This window comes from Corallococcus sp. CA054B (assembly GCF_003611625.1).
Lineage (GTDB): Bacteria > Myxococcota > Myxococcia > Myxococcales > Myxococcaceae > Corallococcus > Corallococcus coralloides.
Genome location: NZ_RAVY01000088.1, coordinates 1 through 16524, shown reverse-complemented (window position 1 = coordinate 16524; position 16524 = coordinate 1). Strand labels below are relative to the sequence as shown.

The window sequence follows — 16524 nt, the reverse complement described above, 5'->3', positions numbered from 1 at the left end:
GGAACGGGCCCCTGCCGCGCTTCCGGCGCGCATTCCACTCGCCCCTGAGGCAGGACGGAAGGGACCTGCACCGGCGCCGTGAGTGGAGAATGACCCCACGGCACCGGAGGGCGTCAGCGCACCGCCCAGGTGGTGGGTGGCAGCGACGCGGTGATGTCTGGCCGGCCAGGCACCCCCAGTCGCGCCGCGCCCGCCTGCAACGTCCCGGCGAGCGTGGGCAGCACGCGGAACTCCACCTGCACCGGCGCGCCCTGCTCCCTGGGAGAGAGGTCCAAGGACAACGCCCCATCCTGCACATCCCAGGAGGTCACCTGTCCGGACGCCACGAGCGCGGCCAGGCTCGCGGGGTCCACCTGCACGCCCGCGGGCAGCTCCTGCTGGAAGCGCAGCGGCAACGAGGACGGCGCACCCACCTGGACGCGCACGTTCGTCAGCTGTCCCACGCGCGCCTCCTTCGGCCCCGTCACGGCCAGCTGGAGGCCGCCCTTCACCTCGCTCTTCCACGGCACCGCCGCGGACAGCGCCAGGGAGAAGCCCAGCCCCGGCACCGCGGGCTCCGCGCGCACGGTCCACGCGTGCGTGCCCGCCGAGCCCGGCGCGGCGGCCTCCAGCGCCAGCACCTCGCGCAGCGCCTTCGTGTCGTAGGTGCCCTCCGTGACGACCTGTCCGTCGCGCGCCACCGTCACGCGCACCCGGGCCGGCAGTGGGTCCTTGAAGAGGGCCAGCGCGGCGCGCAGCCCCACGCGGTTGGCCTGCCCATCCCCCCAGCCCAGGCCCGGCGTGTAGTGCGCGAGCAGCCAGGCGCCCAGGTCCGCGAGCGGCGCCTTCGCATCACCCTGGAGGGCGAGCACCGCCATCGCCGTGGCCTCCGCCTCCGAGGGCAGCTCCCCGTCCGCGCGCACCGTGTCCGGCTCCACCGGCAGCCACGCGGTGCCGTCCGGGCCGGACTTCAGCGCCTCGCGCACGCGGGTGCGCAGGGCGTCCGCCACGCCGCCCTCGGCGGAGCCCTCCGCCAGCAGCACCGCGGCCGTATAGCCATCCTTCACCTGCGGCAGGTAGCGCTCGAAGACGCCCGACGCGCGCACGGTGAAGGCCGCCGCGCGCTGCTTGCCCTCCGGGGTGCCCTGCGCCGCGCGCACCGTCCGGGCGCAGTTCGCCGTCGCCACCAGCAGCCGCTGGAGCGTCCAGCCCTCACCGCCCTGGCAGGTGCCGTCCGGCCGCTGGGCCTGGGCCACCTGCGCCACCAGCCGCTCACCCAGCCGCGCGAGCACGGGGTTGTCCGGGTGGGCCAGCGCGCCCTCCGCGAGCCGCGTCGCCACCTCGATTGACGGCGCCCGCCCCGCGCGCAGCACCCGCTGCGTCGCCACCAACGACAGCGCCTTCAGCGCCGCGGGGTCCGCCGTCTCGCCCAGCGACTTCAAGAGCTCCGGAGCCTGACCCGCGAGCAGCAGCGCGTACGCGTCCCCCGCCACGTCCACCGGCCGGCGCTCCACCGCCGCCAGCTCCGCGCGCACCATGCCCAGCGCGCCCGGGTACACCTGCAGGCGCACCCGCTCGCTGCCGGCCTGCGCGTCCGCGGGGCCCACCAGGGACAGCGTGCGCGGCGCGGCCAGTGAACCGCCGCGCGTCTGGACCACGGGCTGGCCGGTGGCCCACACGTCGAAGTCGCGCACCACCGCGTCCGTGTCTCCCAGCGAGGCGCGCAGCGTCACCGGCCCCGCGCCCCCGGCCTTCACCGTCACCAGCTCCACCACGCTGCCACGCGCGGGCACCCGCACGGTGCGCGCGCCGGCCTCCACCTGCGCGCCCTTCACGTCCACCTTGAGCGCGGCCTCCACGGCCTTGTCGGTGGTGTTCACCACCTGCACCGGCAGGCGCACCGTGTCGCCCGCGCGGAGGAAGGGCGGCAGCACCGGATCCACGTACGTGGGCAGCGTGCCCGCGAAGGACGTCACCGCCCCCGCCTGCGCGCCGGAGCGCGAGTGCGCGAGCGCCAGCACCCGCCACTGCGTCAGCCGGTCCGGCACGCGCACCGGCACCGTCGCCGAGCCGTTCGCGTCCGTCACCACCAGGGGCTCGAAGAGGAACGTCTCCGGGAACCACGCGCGGGTGGGCGCGGCAGCGCCACCCTTGTCCTCGCTGACGCTCCCCTCCTCCATCTCCGGCTCCGGAGGCGCCGCCACCTCCATCACGGGCGCCGCGGCCATCGGAGGTTCGGCCCCGCCGCCTCCTCGCGAGCCGACGGACTCGTCGTCGTAGGAGTTCGACGAGCCGAAGCTCTTCATCGTCTTGCGCTGCAGGGCATCCGAACCGCCGGGGCGTGGCGACATGGTGACGATGCCGTCCCCCGCGAGCGCGGCGGCGGACTGCCCCATGGTCTTGCGGATCACATCCCCCGCCACCAGCGCGAGCGTCACCCCGCCCAGCACGAACCCCACCCCGAGGCCCACGACCCCGGACATCCACGAGCGCTGCTTCATGGCGCCTCCCGGGCGACCCACGCGCCCCAGTTCACGACGTCCTCCGGCAACCGCGTTCCATTCACCACCACCGCGCGCGGATCCGTGAGGGCCAGCAGGTCCTGCGGCAGCCGCGACAGGCGCAGCTTGCGGCCGAACGCATCCGTCACCTTCTGCCCGCGCTGCTCGCACGCGGCCAGCGACTCCGCCCACAACCGCGCGAGCCCCGCGGGGTCCAACGTCTCACCCTCGGGCGCGCTCTCCTCCCACTTGCGCGTGCGCGCGTGCAGCTCCGTCAGCACCGCGTAGAAGGGCTCCGTCAGCTCGGCGTCCGGGGAGAAGGGGCTCCTGGCGCTCACCGACAGGGGCGTCTCCACGTCCTCCAGACCGGGCACCGCCGTCACGCGCAAGAGCGCCGCCGCGGCCGCGTTCGCGCCCCGGATGCGGCCCATGGCCAGCGCCTGGCCGTCCAGCACGCCGAAGGCCGGCGTGGCCACCGACGGAGCAGGCCGCAGCCCGTCCAGCGCGTCCGCGCCCGGCAGCGGCGCCAGCTGGGACAGCGTCTCGTCCACGCCGAAGAGGCCCACCGCCGCCTCGCCGTCCTTGCCGTCCACGCGCGTGTGGACCTGGAGGTGCGCCAGCTCTCCGGGCGCGTACGCGGGCTTGTCCGGAGACACCTCCACCGACAGCGACGCGCGGGGCGCCACGTACACGCGCGCGGTCGCCGCCACGCCCTCCACCTGCGCCCAGCCCTCGAAGTCCTTGGGCAGCGTGAAGTGCGCGGAGCGCGTGGCCGGGTCCAGCTTCTCCTTGAGCCGCGTGGGCCCCGCCACCAGCTCCAGCGTCTTGGGCAGCTCACCCGTGAAGCCGGGGCCGCGCAAGAGCTCCACCTTCACGGACTCGCCCGCCTTCGCCAGCACCGGCGTCACGCGGGAGCGCAGCGGCGGCAGGTGCGCGGGGCGCAGCACGAGCTTCGTCTCGCCCATGTCCTGGCCGTCCCACTTCGCCCGGACCTTCAACTCGTAGCCCAGGAACGTGGTGGCCTGGGGCGGCCGGGGGATGCCGTTCCCCCCATACGTGGGCTGCGCGATGAAGCGCACCACGCCCATGGCCTCCGACAGCGCCCGGCCCACCTGCTTCGAGGCCGGAACGCGGATGCGCGCGAAGCACTCCTTCACGCACGCCAGCACCGCCCCAGGGAGCGCGTCATCCGGAGCGGGCTCCGCCACCCAGGACAGCGCCAGCTCCGGCTTGTCCGCCCACCGCCGCCACGTCAGCGCGCCAGGGATGGCCACGGCGCGGTCCAGCGTGGGAGGCAGGCACGAACGCGCATCCAGCGCGGCGAGCGTCAGCCCGTCGCTCACGCCCCGCTCGTCCCCGAAGGCGACCTGCGTGTTCCAGCGGAAGGAAGGCAGGCCCGGATCCATGGCCTGGAAGCGAAGCTGGAGCATCCGCTCCGCTCTTGCCGGCAGTCCTTTCGCGCGCAGCGCCGACGCCATGCACGCCTCCAATCCCTCTTCCGCGCCGGCCACGTCCAGCACCTGCCCGGCCGCGCCCACCCGCACCGCGAACTCCGCCATGGCGGAGCCAGAGGCCGGGGAGACGAAGCGCGCGCAAGGGTGCAGCGCGGGCAACAGCCGCTCCAGCGCGAGCTGATCCTCCAGCGACGTCTGTCCTCCCTGCGCGCCCAGCAGGTCCTGCGACGACACGAGCGACACGGACGGCGGCCGCGGCTGCACGCGCACCGGCAGCGGCGGCACCACCACGTTCACCGCGGGGCCCGGGTCCAGCTGGAAGGCGGCCACGCCGTCCTCGTCCGCCACCGCGCTCACGCCCTTGTCGCGCGGGTCCCACGCGCGCGTCACCGTCACCTCCGCGCCCGGCAGCACCTGGCCCGACGCGGTGGTGGCTCGCAGGTAGACGCGGTTGCTGAAGCCCGCCACCAGGCCGTCCTCCAGCTCCGTCACGGAGGACACGGCCAGCGCGTCCTCGGACAGGAGGAGCGACACGACACCGCGCACCGGCTCGCCCGTGGGGTCCTTCGCCTCCAGGCTCGCGCTCAGCGTGGCCTGGCCTCGCAGGTCCTGGGGCACGCGCGGCAGCGTCACGCGGAAGCGGCCGGCGGCATCCGTGCGCGCCTTCGTGGGCAGCTCGCCCTGGAGCCACTCCGCCGGAGGAGGCCATGCGCCCGCGTGGCTCCACGCCAGCGTCACGTCCGTGTCCGCCACCGGCGCGCCGGACGCGTAGGACACCTGCCCCGTCACCTCCGGCGTGTCGTTGGCGCGCCAGAAGGGCCGGGGGCTCTTCGCCTCCATCCGCAGGCGCGGCAGCGTGAAGGGCTCCACCGTGAAGGCCGCGTCACCGGAGGCGCCACCGCTGGTCCACGACACCGTCCACGTGCCCGTGGGCGCGCCCCGGTCCAGCGGGAAGTCCCCCGCCACCACGCCCCAGTTGCCCGCGGGCGCGCGCTCCTCCAGCACCACCTCGCCGGAGGGGTCCGTCACCTTCCACGTCCCCGGCCGTCCATCGAGCGGCGACAGGTCCTTCGCGCGCAGCGCCACCGCGCGGAAGCGCACCCGGTGCCCGGGCTCATAGAGGGGCCGGTCCGTCAGCACGCGCACCCGCGCGGGCGCGTACAGGGGCAGCGCCGAGTCCACCGTGCCGGTGCCCAGCGGCGTGGTGAGGCGTGCGCGAAGTTGGTAGTCGCCATCAGGCACCGCGGGCAGCGTCACCGGCGCCGACAGGGGACCGGAGCCTTCGCGCTCCCAGCGGCCCTTGTCATCCAGCGGCAGCGGCGTCTCCTTGCCGGCCGCGTCCACCAGGAACAGCGCCGGCGTGCCCCGGCCCACGTAGGCCGTGAGCTCGCGGCCCTTCGCGTCCATCCCGTGCGCCTCCGCCCAGACCATCACCCGGCTGGAGCCCCCCCGCGCGAGCCCGTTGGCGGTCATGCTCACCGTCTGGCGAAACTCGCCGTCCGGACACGCGCGCACGTCCACGCCCTGGAACATCCAGGCGGACAGACACCGTCCGGAAGCAATGAAGGCCAGGCCTCCCCCCACGAACAACAGCCCGAGCCCTCTGGCCACCCATCGTCGGCGCTGGATGCCACCTGTCATGCGTTTCACCCCGTCTTTCCACTGTACGCCGGAAAGCGCGGAGCCGGTCCCCACCTCCCCCCGTTGACGTATCCGTGGGGTGGCTGGGCTAGGGTGACGCGTCATGGCCGTTTCGAAGAACCGTCTCCCGCAGGATGCCCTGCCGCCCCGCCTGGATGCGCTGCTCGAAGCCTTGATGGACCGCGACTTCGCGACGCGGCTGCGCAAGGTCTACCAGGCGGCCGCCGTCGCCATCGACCGGCTGGGGCACCTGAGCATCGTGAAGTACGAGCCCACCACCGCCGAACCCGACGACGCCGCGGACCTGTCCCTCTGGGAGACGATGGCGCCCGCCATCGGCGAGACGCTGACGGACGTCAACAAGCTGGTGGCCGCCATCCGCGACGCCTTTCCTCCGCCCGCGCGCCCCGCTACGTCCAGCGACGGCGGCTGGGCCCCGCCGCCCGCGAGCTCCGACGAGCGCCTGTCGCAGGAAGCGGAGGCCGTGCTGCACGCCAGCGCGGAGCGCCTGTCCAAGCGCTTGCAGGAGCTGGGCGTGCAGATGCGCCGGCCGGAGGTGGTGAGCGACCGCTGGACGCTGATGTCGGAGCTGGCCGCGTCGCGCGCGGACTTCCGCAACCGCATTGGCGACCTCGTGTACCTCACCGCCGCGGCCTTCGCGGACGTGCGCCGCGAGGACGTGGTGCCCGGCTACGCGAACCAGGTGGGCGCGCGCGTGGCCCTGCGCGGCGCCGCGGCCGACCTGCGCCGCTCACTGCAAGGCCGGCTGGAGCGCGCCGCGAAGGCCACCGACGCCCAGCGGCCCGCGCTGGCGAGGCAGGCCGAGGAGAGCCTGGCCGCGTTCGTGTCCCTGCCCGCGTCGCTCGCGCTGAAGACGCCCACCAAGCGCGAAATCGTCGCGGCGCGAGGCCGGCTGCGCGACGCGGGCACGCAGGCCGCGCTGGGGCCGGACGTGCTGCCCGGGCTGGTGGAGCCCTTCCTCGCGCTGCTGGAGGAAGCGATGGAGGAGCTGACCCGCATGTGGCTCACCGTGCACGACCGCGCCGTGTGGGCCGCGAGCGGTGCGAAGCTGGAGCAGGTGGAGATGCACCTGGAGCTGGGCTCTCCGGGCGCGGCGCGGGTCCTGGAGGAGGCGGTGACGGCGGCGGGCGCGCTGTCGGGCCGCTCGGCGCCCTTCGATGCCTTCCTGCGCAAGGGCCGTCAGGAGGCCTCGGAGGGGCTCAACGAGGCCGGCGCGAGAGACCTGCTCGCCCGCTTCCGCGAGCGGCTGGCCAGTCTGCCGTTCAGCTAGCGAGTCACGCTTCGACAGGACCCGAAATCCTCCGGGCCCTGGAAGCGGACGGCCGGGCGACGCTCAGGGCTTCGCGGGCGTGGCCGGCGCGGGCAGCGCGGGGGCGTCCTTCTTCGGAGGCAGGATGCGCAGCTCCTCGAAGCGCTCCGCCAGCGTCTGCGGCGTCAGCTCTTCCTGCCACTGCTTGGGGTTGGTGTTCCACCCGAAGTCGGCCGGCACCTTGCCGCCGCCCTGGCTGGTGTAACCAATCGTGTCCGGGAACTGCGCGGACCAACGGCCGCCCGGATCCGGCTCCTTGGTGACGTGTTGCCGGTTGGGAAGGATGAAGGGCTTGGGCTTGGGAGCATCACTCATGCAGCCAAGCCTCTCCGAAAGAGACCTCATTGGGTAGAGCCAAGCGGGGCTCCTGCCGCCTTCGCGCGTGGTTCTTGGGGGGCAGCACGCTCGGCCCCAGCTCGAACACCGCGGCGAAGTAGCGCGCCTGCGACTCGCTGCCGTACCGGTAGCACCGCACACCCTCCGAGTGGGCGACCTCCACCCGCCAGCCCTTCCGGTCGCACATGACCTTCACTGTGTTCCCTGCACCCATCCCGCGCCTCCCCCGTCCCGTTGCTGTCCGAGGGGGTGCGCCATGAAATCCCCGTGCCAGCGTCCGCAAGGCCGCCCAACAGGTTGCGGTGTCGGCGGGTGAGCAGTCGCGGCCCGGCCGGTAACCTTTGCAGGCTGCCCTGGAGGGCCGTCTGCTGTGCGCCCGAAAGGTGGGGCAAGGCGCCATACCGGGTCCTCGCGGCGCGGAGCGGGTCTGCTTGTGTCGGGCGGATCCTGCGTTAACTCAATGTCATGACCCAATTCGAGACCCAGAGCGGAGAGCGGTTCGCGGACTTCGATCTTCCCGAGGGCTGCATGATGTGTGGCGGCGCGGTCTCCATCCGGGCCACGCCAGCCGGTGCCCACGGCTATTGCCCGCACTGCCACGTGCTGTCGCGCCCACAGATGCGCGTGAAGCCCAATGGCGTCGAGCTCTCCTTCGAGACCACGGCGCTCGCCTGAAACGAAACCCCTGACGCCCGTGCCGCGCACGGGCGTCAGTGCACCAGGGACAAGAGCAGCGGCGCGGTGGCGAACGACAGCGGAATGCCCACGCCCACCATCAGCACCGCCAGGTCCGCGTCCAGGTCGTGCTCGGCCGCGAGGATGGCGGCCGTCACCATGGGCGCCATGGCGATCTGCAACACCGTGGCCTGCTTCACCACCAGCGCCAGCCCGGGCATGAGCATCAGCAGGCCCAGCACCGCCAGCGGCGCGAGCACCAGCTTGTAGGACAGTCCCAGCGCGAGCGCGGGCACGCGCGGCCAGAGCCCCTTCAGCCGCAGCTGGAAGCCCACGACGAACAGCGCCAGCGGCGTGAGCAGGTCGCCCAGCCGCTGCAGCACGGACTCCAGCCACTCCGGGAAGGCGAAGGGGCGCAGGAGCAGCGCCAGCACCAGCGCCTGGAACGGGACGAACCCCAGCACCTTGCGCACGAGCGAGCGGACGGACAGCTCCGACCGGGCGCTGGCCCTCGCCGCCGTCAGCGTGGCGAGCGTCGCCAGCACCAGGAACGAGCCCAGCTGATCCGCCACCACCGCCACCGGCACGCCCGAGGGCCCCAGCAGCGCGGCGGCCATGGGCAGGCCCACGAAGGCCGTATTGCCCAGCCCCGCGGTGAGGATGAGCGCCGTCACCGACTCGCGCGACAGCCCCAGCCGGGGCCCGAGCAGGCGAAGGAAGAGCACCGCCCCCACGAAGAGCAGCCACGGCGCCGCGGCGGCCACCACCAGCCCGGGCGCGAACTCCAGCCGGTGCATGGCGCGCAGCACCAGCGCCGGCAGGGACACGTTGAGGAGGAAGACGTTGAACGCGGGCGCCGTCCCTTCGGGGAACCGGCCACTGCGCCGCGCCAGCACGCCCAAGACGAGACACACCCCCAGGAGTCCGATGACCTGCCCCATGCCCGCCTTGCGTCCCGCCTTCCAGGGTGTGGATTGGCGCGGCAACCTGGAGGAGCCCGCCAGCGATGTCCAGCGCCATGAGGTGCGCGCGGGGAAGTCGCGTTTCGCGCGCGGCTGGAATGCCTGCGGCTCCAACCGCCCATGTGAGCCAGAGGGCGCATGGAAACGCGCGGGGCGCGGGCGCATGCTGGCGGGCGCCCGCGGTCAGACCTTCCTCTCCATGTCCGTCGGGCAACCGCCATGAATCCCGTTGCCACGGTGTTGAGAGCGCTGGGCGGGGGTGGCCTGCCACGGACGTATTGGGTCCTGTGGGTGGGCACCTTCGTGAACCGGCTGGGGTCCTTCGTCGCGCCGTTCCTGGCGCTGTACCTCACGCGCGAGCGCGGCTTCAGCGTGGAGCAGGCGGGCTTCATCGTGGCGCTCAACGGCGCGGGCGCGGTGCTGGCGGCGCCCTTGGGGGGCATGCTCGCGGACCGGGTGGGCCGGCGGCTGACGCTCGCGGGGGGCCTGTGGCTGGGGTCGGGGGCCCTGCTGCTCATTGGCCACGCGGAGACGCCGGGGCACATCGCGGTGGCGGCGTTCCTCCTGGGCATCCTGGGGGATTTGTACCGGCCGGCGGTGTCCGCGGCGGTGGCGGACCTGGTGCCGCCCCAGGACCGGGCGCGCGCGTACGGGCTGCTCTACTGGGTCATCAACCTGGGCTTCGCCATCGCGCTGCCGCTGGCGGGCCTGCTCGCGGGGCTGGGCTACCGGCTGCTCTTCATCGCGGACGCGGTGACCACGTTCCTCTACGGCTGCTGCGTCTGGGCGTTCGTGCCGGAGACGCGGCCCCCGGAGGCGCGAGCGGCGCACGCGGAGCACTCCCCGCTGGGGGCGGTGCTGACGCCCTTCCGCGACAGCGTGTACCTGGCCTTCTGTCTGCCGGTGTTCGCGCTGGCGCTGCTCTTCCACCAGAGCTTCATGAGCCTGCCGGTGACGCTGACCCAGCAGGGCCTGACGCCCGCCCAGTACGGGCTGGTGATGTCCGTCAACGGCGTGCTCATCGTCGCGCTCCAGCCCTTCGTCGTGCGAGGCGTGGGCCGGGTGCGCCGCTCCACCGCGCTGGCGGTGGCGGGCGTGCTCACCGCCGTGGGCTTCGGGCTGCACGCGCTCCCGGCCACCGTGCCGCTGGCGATGGCGGCCGTGGCGGTGTGGACGCTGGGCGAAATCGTCCACTCGCCGGTGGCGCCGTCGGTGGTGGCGGACCTGGCGCCGGCGGAGCTGCGCGGCAGCTACCAGGGCGCGTACCACATGATGTGGGGCCTGGCGTCCAGCGTCGCCCCCGCCCTGGGCGGAGCGATGCTGGGCCACGTGGGCGCCAGAGCGCTGTGGGCCGGCTGCTTCTGCGTGGGCCTGGCCGCCGCCGCGTGGCACCTGACCATCGCGGGAGCGCGCAGGCGCCGGGTGGAGACGCTGAGGTTGGAGCGCCCGGAGATGAGCGCCAGCCTGGATTGAAGGCTACTGCCCGACGCCCAGAAGGGCCTCGGGCCGGGTGAGGCCGCGCGCGCGGGCGACGGGCTGGAGGATGTCCTGCGGCGGCGCGTCCGCGGTGAGCAGCAGCGCGCGCACGGCGGTCTCCACCACGTCCTCCGCGCCGGGGCGCACCATGCCGCGCCGGGCGTCCTCCACGCGCTTGCCGCGGTACAGGTCGAAGCGCTCCTTCACGTGCTTCGCCACGTCCGCCACGGCCTTGTCGCCCGCGTCCACGCGCAGCTCCAGCTCGTTGCGCAGCTGCACGGGGTCCGCGAGCACGCCGTAGCGGTCGTAGCCCTTGTGCGCCAGGTCCTCGTGCAGCACCGCGTAGTCCTGCGTGTTGGGCGCGGGCACCTGCTGGGGCGCCAGGAGGTCGCGCATCACCGACGTCACGGTGGCCGTCACGGTGAGCCGGTGCAGCTGCACGTCGTAGACGAAGTCCGAGTACATGGGCTCCTCCACGGTGATGGGCTCGCGGAAGACGGAGTCGCGGCTGCGCTGCACCTCGGAGCGCTGCGTCTCCGCCTTGTCCAGGGCCACCTGCACCGCCGCCTCCAGCACGCGCGCGGCCTTGGCCTTCATCGACATCAGGCCTTCATCCTGGGTGCACTGCCCCGAGCACCGCTCCGGGTCGCACTCGCTGGGCACCTTGCCCGGGCTCTTCGCGTCGCGGGCCTCCTCGCCGCACTCCTGGATGGCCGCGCGGCACTCGCGCTTCTCCCGCTCGCGGCAGCGCTCGGCGGCGTCGCGCAGCGTGCCCAGCTCCACCTGGGCCTTGAGGTACTCGCGCAGCACGGCGGCCTGCTTGCGCTCCACGCCCTCCAGGGTGCGCTCCGCCTCCAGCAGCTTCTTCTCGTAGTCGCCGCGCTTGGGGTTGGGCACGGAGCGGTTGCCCGCGAGGTAGCGCTGGCTGCGCTGGGAATCCTCCACCGCCTTGAGCGGCAGCACGCGCTCCAGGGCCAGGTCCAGCTTCACGCCCACGCGGCCCGGGGGCGCCTCCGTCACGACCTTCAGGGGCAGCTTCGTGGGGAGCGCCGACGCCAGCCGGCCCGCGCTCAGCCGCTGGGCAACGTCGGGGGCCTGGGCATTGTCCTCCACGGGCGAGGCCACCACCAGGAAGGCCACCTCGTCGCGCAGCCGCTGCCGCACGGCCTCCGCGCGCTCCCGGGCGGCGGTGGCGCCCACGCGCTCCTGGTCCGCGCGCACGTAGGCCACGAGCGCGTTGCCCAGCTTGCCGGACTTCTCCAGCGTCTCTGCGCTGGCGAAGAAGCGCTTCGCCCACGCCACCTGCACGGCGTCCACGCCCTTGCGAGCGTTCACGTGGTCCGGCGACACGGCCAGCACCGCGTCCAGCTCCGCGCGGGCGTCCTGGAGCTTCTCCTCCTTGAGCAGCCCCAGGGCCACCTGGACGCGCGCATCCAGCGTCTGGGCGAGCAACGCGCGGGCCCCTTCATGGTCGGGGTTCAGCTCCAGCACGCGCACCAGCAGCTTGGTGGCGGACGGCAGGTCTCCGGAGGAATGGGCGGCGCCGGCCTCCTGGTACACCTCCTCGCCCCACTCCCTGCGCACCGCGCGCAGCTTCACGGTGATTTCAGAGGCCTCCGGATCCGCGGCCAGGGCGCGCAGGTAGGCGGCTTCGGCTTCCGCCCAGTGGCGCTCCTTCACGGCGCCGTCGCCCTCGCGCACGGCGCGGGAGAAGGCGGAACAGCCGCTGAGCAGCACGAGTGACAGCAGGGCCAGGGCGCTCAGCCAGCGGGAGGAATCGCGGGGGGGTCGGGCGGGGGAGCTCACGCCCCGCATTCTCGCGGGAAAGGGCTCCGGGCGTGAAGATTCCGACGGCCCGCCCGGCCGGTTGCTCCGCGTGAAGGCAGACATCCTGGCGGGACGGGCCAGGGACGCCCGACGTCATTAGGCTGTTGTGCCTTTTGAATGTGTCACACCCACACGGTCTTCTGCTGGCAGCGATGAGCCAGGGTGCAGGCGTTCAGTGTCCGGGCGACGGACGGTCGGGAATGACGCGACGCACCAGTCAGTAGAGGGAATCAGCACCCACGAGGGGGGCTAGAGAGAATCCAATGCCTTGTCCACAGCCGCGTCCCACCAAGTTCCACCTCCCGCTGCGGGCCGATACGTTCTCCATCGAGGAGCACCGCAACGTCCACTGCCGCTTCTACGGCGGCTGCATTGACGTGGCGGTCCGTCAGGACTGGGAGAGCTTCACCTGCGCCAAGTGCCCGCTGTTCCAGCAGGACAAGGCGCCGGGCGCCAGCTCGTTTGCCTTCACGCAGCCCGCGAACTTCGGGCAGCCATAGGCGTCTTTGTTTCAAGCGCTGTGATTGAGCCGACCGGGCGTCCTGGACGCCCGGCCCCTGCGCTCCGGGAGGACAGGGTCCACCTTGTCAGGCGGCGAGGGGACAGCGGATGCAGGAGCGTCGGGTCACATCGTGGTTGGAGCTGCAGGACCTGCTGTTCGCGGGCTCATGGAACGAGCCGCTGGGCCGGTTCCGCACGAGCTTCGTGTTCCGGGGCGTTCCGGACGCGACGCTGGATTTGACGGCGACGCTCAACCGCCACGGGGCGTTCGTGCGGCAGGAGCGGGACCTGCTGCGGGCCTTCCGCAAGTACGCGCGAGGCGTGCCCGGCACGGAGCGGCTGACGTCCATCTGGGACTGGCTGGCGCTGGCGCAGCATCACGGGATGCCGACGCGGCTGTTGGATTGGACGTTCAGTCCCTACGTGGCGCTGCACTTCATGACGGAGCGCATGGACCTGCTGGAGCAGGACGGCGCGGTCTGGTGCGTGGACTACCACGAGACGAACCAGCAGTTGCCCCGGCCGCTGCGTGAGCAGCTGCGGTTGGAGGGGGCGGACGTGTTCACGGCGGAGATGCTGGCGACGGTGGCGGGGGACCTGGCGACGTTCGACGGGCTGGGGGAGCATCCGTTCGTGTTGTTCTTCGAGCCGCCGTCGCTGGATGCGCGCATCGTGAATCAGTTCGCGCTGTTTTCAGTGATGAACGGGCCGGGCCTGAGCCTGAACGAGTTCCTGGGGCACCAGCACCAGGGCGTGCGCCGGCTGGTGGTGCCGGCGAAGCTCAAGTGGGAGATAAGAGACAAGCTCGACCAGGCGAACATCACCGAGCGGGTCCTCTTCCCCGGCCTGGACGGCCTCAGCCGCTGGTTGCGCCGCTACTACGCTCCGCGTCCCCGGTAGGAACAGGAACCTGCGGCCCCGGCGCAGGTGGTGGGGCCGGTGCCTCTTCCGCGGGAGCCTGCGTGTCCGACCCAGGAGGAGGAACCGCGAAGGAGGCATCTCCCGCCGGAGGAGGGGCCTTTGCGAGCACCTCTCCCTGAGGAGTGACCGCATAGGCATCCCAGGCATCAAGAACCCGGATGCGAGGGCCTCCACACCGTCTGAAGTCCTGGTGTACCGCGACGAAGTAGAGGCCCTGGGTGGGCCCGGTGAAGACGGCGACCGCCAGGCCCTGCTCCGGGCTGGAACAGCCCTGGAACAACGTAGGGTCGGGGTTCGTGCGGATGAACTCCCGTATCGCGCCAGCGGCAGCCACCGCGGCACCGGCCTCCATGGGTTGTCCCACGAGCGAGGCGGACGTCTCGTCGGGCCATTCGATGGGCGTTGTCCACGCCTTCGGCTTCGCGGCACAGCCCGCGAGCACCGCGATGCATCCTGCCGCCACAACCCTGCCCCTCATCGATGCTCCCTATTCACGCAGCAGCCGCAACGGCCCATTCGTGCACCGGGGCTCCGCCCCCAGGTGGCTCTGTGTCGGCGCGCAGGTGCCCAGGAGGATCCACCTTCGCCGCCGGTCACTCCACTGCTCGACTTCGCCCGTGGGAAAATAGCGCAGATAGACCCGGGTGCCGTCCATGCGCTCCGCGACCAGGGCGGAGGCCATCTCGATTGCCAGGTTCTTGAAGAGGGCGGGCGCGGGATTTCCAGGAACGAGGCGCACCACCGCCATGGCCGTCAGCGGCTCAATCGCATCCGTCGGCCAGGCCATGAGGTCCACTGACGAAGGAGGGCTGCCACACGGATGATTGTGGATGAACCCGACCACCCAGACCTGCGAAGCCGGGTAGTCCTCATCCTGGACCTGCTGAGGCGCGGAGCAGCGACTGTGGCTTCCGCGAACCGGCTCGGACACGCGCCAGGACAAGGCCTCTCGCCCGCCTGCGACGTAGACGGCAGCGCAGTACTCCGTGGACAACCCCTGGATGGGCCGCAGCGTCGAGGGGTCGCACGTTCGGGCACCTGGACGCGTGAGGAAGGCGTCCGCCACATCCCGTATCAGGCCGATGGGGATGGCGTTGTCCCCTGCGGGCATCTCGACCGCAGGCACTTCCGCCCAGGGACCGCGACCGGTCTTCGCGTCCGCGAACGTGGTGGAAGCAGGCGCCGAAGCCGCGCACCCCACCAGCAACCCCAGCAATGAAGGCAGCGCGAATCGCACGGTGCGGCATCCTCGCATCTACGCGAGGAAAGCACCTCATTCAGTCACGGTGCCGCTACTACGCTCCGCGTTCCCGGTAGGAGCAGGAACCTGTAGCTCCGGCGCGGGCGGTGGGGCCGGAGCCTCTTGCGCGGGAGTCGCCGGAGGAGGCGCCGCATCCGGAGCCGATGACTGCCGGGCTTCCCCTGGCCCCGGCGGATCCTTCGCGACGACCTGGCCTTGGGGGTGACCGCATAGACATCCCAACCATCCAGGAGGCGGAATCGCGCCCCACGACATCGGACGAAGTCGTGGATCACCCTCACGTAGTAGAGCCCCTCCGTCGATCCCGTGAAGACCACTGCCACCAGTCCCTGCTCCGGGCTCGAACAACCCTCGAACAGGTGCGGATAGGGGTTGGTGCGGATCAACTCGCGGATGGCGCCTGCGGCCGCGAGAACGGCTCCTCCCTCCAGGGGCTGGCCCACGAGTTTCGCGGACTGCTCGTCAGGCCATTCAACAGTCCCCTTCCAGGCAGGAGCCCAGGCGGCACAGCCCGCGAGCACCGCGATGCATCCTGCCGCCACAACCCTGCCCCTCATCGATGCTCCCTATTCACGCAGCAGCCACAACGGTGGAAGCACGCATCGAAGCGACGCATCCCATCAACAGCATCAGTAACGAAGGCAGCGCGAATCGCTCGGCGCGTCCTCGCACCCACGAGAGGAAGGCACCTCATTCAGTCATGGCACCGCCAACACCATTCTGTTCCCCGCCAGGCCCAGCGTCGTTCACGGGAGCTTCGGGCACAGGCGGTGGGGCCGGGGGTGGCTCAGTGGGCGTGCCTTCATCCGGAGGCCCCGGCGATTCCGCGACCACGTCCCCCTGGGGGGTGACGGCATAGAAGAACCAACCATCGAGGATGCGCCGATGCGGTCCCGCACATCGCTCGAAGTCGGGATCCAACAGCACGTAGTAGAGCCCCGGCGTCGGCCCCGTGAAGAGCGAAACGTTGAGGCCATCCTCGGGATGCTCGCAGCCAGAGAACAACCGTCGTGGGTTCGTCCTGACGAACTCGCGGACGGCGCCCACCGCGGCCTGCACCGCGCCCGCGGGCATCGGGCTCTCCACGGGCCGGGCCGAGCGTTCATCCGGCCATTCGACAGCAATGGTGCCCGGTCTACCCGCGCACCCCACCAGCAACCCCAGCAATGACAGCAGCGCGAATCGCACGGTGCGGCATCCTCGCATCCACGCGAGGAAAGCACCTCACGCTTTCACGCGTGCAAGGGTTCCCCACCCATGGGCCCGGACAGGTCCCGGTCGCGCCGCGCCGCTCGCTCCGCGTCTTCCCTTGCCCACCGCGCCTCGTCCTCGCGCGCGTTCTTGTGCGCGAGCGCCCCCCCCACGATGGCCCCACCTATCACCAGCATCATCACCAGGATTCCCACCACCATCGCGCCGACGATGAGCATCTGAACCACCTCCACCTCCAACGGTACGTCGCGCATGCCCCTCCCGCAGGCCTGAGCCGACACGCCCTGCGGGACCTTGTCTCCCTGTCCGTCCCCACCCGTGTCTGCGACCCCGGGGCCCCCCGCCTGGAAATGGACAGACATGGGACACACCTTTGCCAGAGCCGCCGGGACACCCCACATGGAGGTGCGCCAATGCCAGACACCACCGGCACCCAACGCCCCAGCCC

At 72.2% G+C, this 16524-nt stretch carries 14 protein-coding genes; 5 read left to right on the top strand and 9 right to left on the bottom strand.

All coding sequences use genetic code 11. The annotated features are described in order from the left end of the window. Positions 1–113 precede the first annotated feature (113 nt). Positions 114–2480 carry an alpha-2-macroglobulin family protein gene (locus D7V80_RS21560; protein WP_199738786.1) on the bottom strand — a complete coding sequence of 789 codons (2367 nt, stop codon included), beginning with the start codon at positions 2478–2480 and terminating at the stop codon, positions 114–116. After that, positions 2477–5575, bottom strand: coding sequence for an MG2 domain-containing protein (locus D7V80_RS21555; RefSeq protein ID WP_120589937.1), 3099 nt, complete (start codon positions 5573–5575; stop codon positions 2477–2479). Before D7V80_RS21555 ends, D7V80_RS21560 begins: the two co-directional genes overlap by 4 nt. 103 nt (positions 5576–5678) lie before the next feature. Between D7V80_RS21555 and D7V80_RS21550 the strand changes: the two genes are divergently transcribed. Further along, the gene (locus D7V80_RS21550) at positions 5679–6866 is read left to right on the top strand and encodes a hypothetical protein (RefSeq protein ID WP_120589936.1); all 1188 of its coding nucleotides are present in this window, start codon (positions 5679–5681) and stop codon (positions 6864–6866) included. 63 nt (positions 6867–6929) lie between these two features. Here the strand turns inward: D7V80_RS21550 and D7V80_RS21545 are convergent, their stop codons facing one another. Together D7V80_RS21545 and D7V80_RS21540 are read right to left on the bottom strand one after the other, a co-directional pair. Further along, positions 6930–7220 carry a hypothetical protein gene (locus tag D7V80_RS21545; RefSeq protein WP_120589935.1) on the bottom strand — a complete coding sequence of 97 codons (291 nt, stop codon included), beginning with the start codon at positions 7218–7220 and terminating at the stop codon, positions 6930–6932. Then, the gene (locus D7V80_RS21540; RefSeq protein ID WP_120589934.1) at positions 7213–7455 is read right to left on the bottom strand and encodes a hypothetical protein; all 243 of its coding nucleotides are present in this window, start codon (positions 7453–7455) and stop codon (positions 7213–7215) included. Before D7V80_RS21540 ends, D7V80_RS21545 begins: the two co-directional genes overlap by 8 nt. A gap of 251 nt (positions 7456–7706) precedes the next feature. Here D7V80_RS21540 and D7V80_RS21535 point away from each other — a divergent pair, with 251 nt between their 5' ends. Continuing rightward, positions 7707–7916, top strand: coding sequence for a hypothetical protein (locus D7V80_RS21535; RefSeq protein WP_014393545.1), 210 nt, complete (start codon positions 7707–7709; stop codon positions 7914–7916). 35 nt (positions 7917–7951) lie between these two features. Here the strand turns inward: D7V80_RS21535 and D7V80_RS21530 are convergent, their stop codons facing one another. Then, the gene (locus D7V80_RS21530) at positions 7952–8857 is read right to left on the bottom strand and encodes an AEC family transporter (protein WP_014393544.1); all 906 of its coding nucleotides are present in this window, start codon (positions 8855–8857) and stop codon (positions 7952–7954) included. A gap of 240 nt (positions 8858–9097) precedes the next feature. On the opposite strand from D7V80_RS21530, the gene D7V80_RS21520 reads away from it, so the two are divergent. Beyond that, a complete protein-coding gene (locus D7V80_RS21520) occupies positions 9098–10351 on the top strand; it encodes an MFS transporter (protein WP_120589932.1) in 1254 nt (417 codons plus the stop codon). A gap of 3 nt (positions 10352–10354) precedes the next feature. On the opposite strand, the gene traC is transcribed toward D7V80_RS21520, so the two are convergent. Beyond that, positions 10355–12169 carry an outer membrane exchange accessory lipoprotein TraC gene (gene traC / locus D7V80_RS21515; RefSeq protein ID WP_120589931.1) on the bottom strand — a complete coding sequence of 605 codons (1815 nt, stop codon included), beginning with the start codon at positions 12167–12169 and terminating at the stop codon, positions 10355–10357. A gap of 275 nt (positions 12170–12444) precedes the next feature. Between traC and D7V80_RS21510 the strand changes: the two genes are divergently transcribed. Both D7V80_RS21510 and D7V80_RS21505 read left to right on the top strand, forming a co-directional pair. Next, entirely contained in the window at positions 12445–12681 is a 237-nt protein-coding gene (locus tag D7V80_RS21510; RefSeq protein WP_014393541.1) for a hypothetical protein, read from the top strand. Positions 12682–12790: 109 nt separating this feature from the next. Further along, positions 12791–13582, top strand: coding sequence for an FRG domain-containing protein (locus D7V80_RS21505; protein ID WP_120589930.1), 792 nt, complete (start codon positions 12791–12793; stop codon positions 13580–13582). A 508-nt stretch (positions 13583–14090) separates the two neighbouring features. On the opposite strand, the gene D7V80_RS21495 is transcribed toward D7V80_RS21505, so the two are convergent. The 3 genes from D7V80_RS21495 to D7V80_RS21480 form a co-directional block, all read right to left on the bottom strand. Beyond that, the gene (locus tag D7V80_RS21495; RefSeq protein WP_233585593.1) at positions 14091–14840 is read right to left on the bottom strand and encodes a hypothetical protein; all 750 of its coding nucleotides are present in this window, start codon (positions 14838–14840) and stop codon (positions 14091–14093) included. A 714-nt stretch (positions 14841–15554) separates the two neighbouring features. Beyond that, positions 15555–16052: a hypothetical protein gene (locus tag D7V80_RS21485; protein WP_233585591.1), complete on the bottom strand. Its 498-nt coding sequence runs from the start codon at positions 16050–16052 to the stop codon at positions 15555–15557. Between the two features lie 44 nt (positions 16053–16096). Further along, positions 16097–16330, bottom strand: a complete 234-nt coding sequence (locus D7V80_RS21480) for a hypothetical protein (RefSeq protein ID WP_147447169.1) — start codon at positions 16328–16330, stop codon at positions 16097–16099. Positions 16331–16524 lie beyond the last annotated feature (194 nt).

Bases quoted from the DNA above. Each gene is read 5' to 3' on its own strand.
- D7V80_RS21555 (WP_120589937.1), bottom strand. From the start codon at position 5,575: ATGACAGGTGGCATCCAGCGCCGACGATGGGTGGCCAGAGGGCTCGGG.
- D7V80_RS21560 (WP_199738786.1), bottom strand. From the start codon at position 2,480: ATGAAGCAGCGCTCGTGGATGTCCGGGGTCGTGGGCCTCGGGGTGGGG.
- D7V80_RS21510 (WP_014393541.1), top strand. From the start codon at position 12,445: ATGCCTTGTCCACAGCCGCGTCCCACCAAGTTCCACCTCCCGCTGCGG.
- D7V80_RS21480 (WP_147447169.1), bottom strand. From the start codon at position 16,330: ATGCGCGACGTACCGTTGGAGGTGGAGGTGGTTCAGATGCTCATCGTC.
- traC (WP_120589931.1), bottom strand. From the start codon at position 12,169: ATGCGGGGCGTGAGCTCCCCCGCCCGACCCCCCCGCGATTCCTCCCGC.
- D7V80_RS21520 (WP_120589932.1), top strand. From the start codon at position 9,098: ATGAATCCCGTTGCCACGGTGTTGAGAGCGCTGGGCGGGGGTGGCCTG.
- D7V80_RS21540 (WP_120589934.1), bottom strand. From the start codon at position 7,455: ATGGGTGCAGGGAACACAGTGAAGGTCATGTGCGACCGGAAGGGCTGG.
- D7V80_RS21535 (WP_014393545.1), top strand. From the start codon at position 7,707: ATGACCCAATTCGAGACCCAGAGCGGAGAGCGGTTCGCGGACTTCGAT.
- D7V80_RS21505 (WP_120589930.1), top strand. From the start codon at position 12,791: ATGCAGGAGCGTCGGGTCACATCGTGGTTGGAGCTGCAGGACCTGCTG.
- D7V80_RS21550 (WP_120589936.1), top strand. From the start codon at position 5,679: ATGGCCGTTTCGAAGAACCGTCTCCCGCAGGATGCCCTGCCGCCCCGC.
- D7V80_RS21530 (WP_014393544.1), bottom strand. From the start codon at position 8,857: ATGGGGCAGGTCATCGGACTCCTGGGGGTGTGTCTCGTCTTGGGCGTG.
- D7V80_RS21545 (WP_120589935.1), bottom strand. From the start codon at position 7,220: ATGAGTGATGCTCCCAAGCCCAAGCCCTTCATCCTTCCCAACCGGCAA.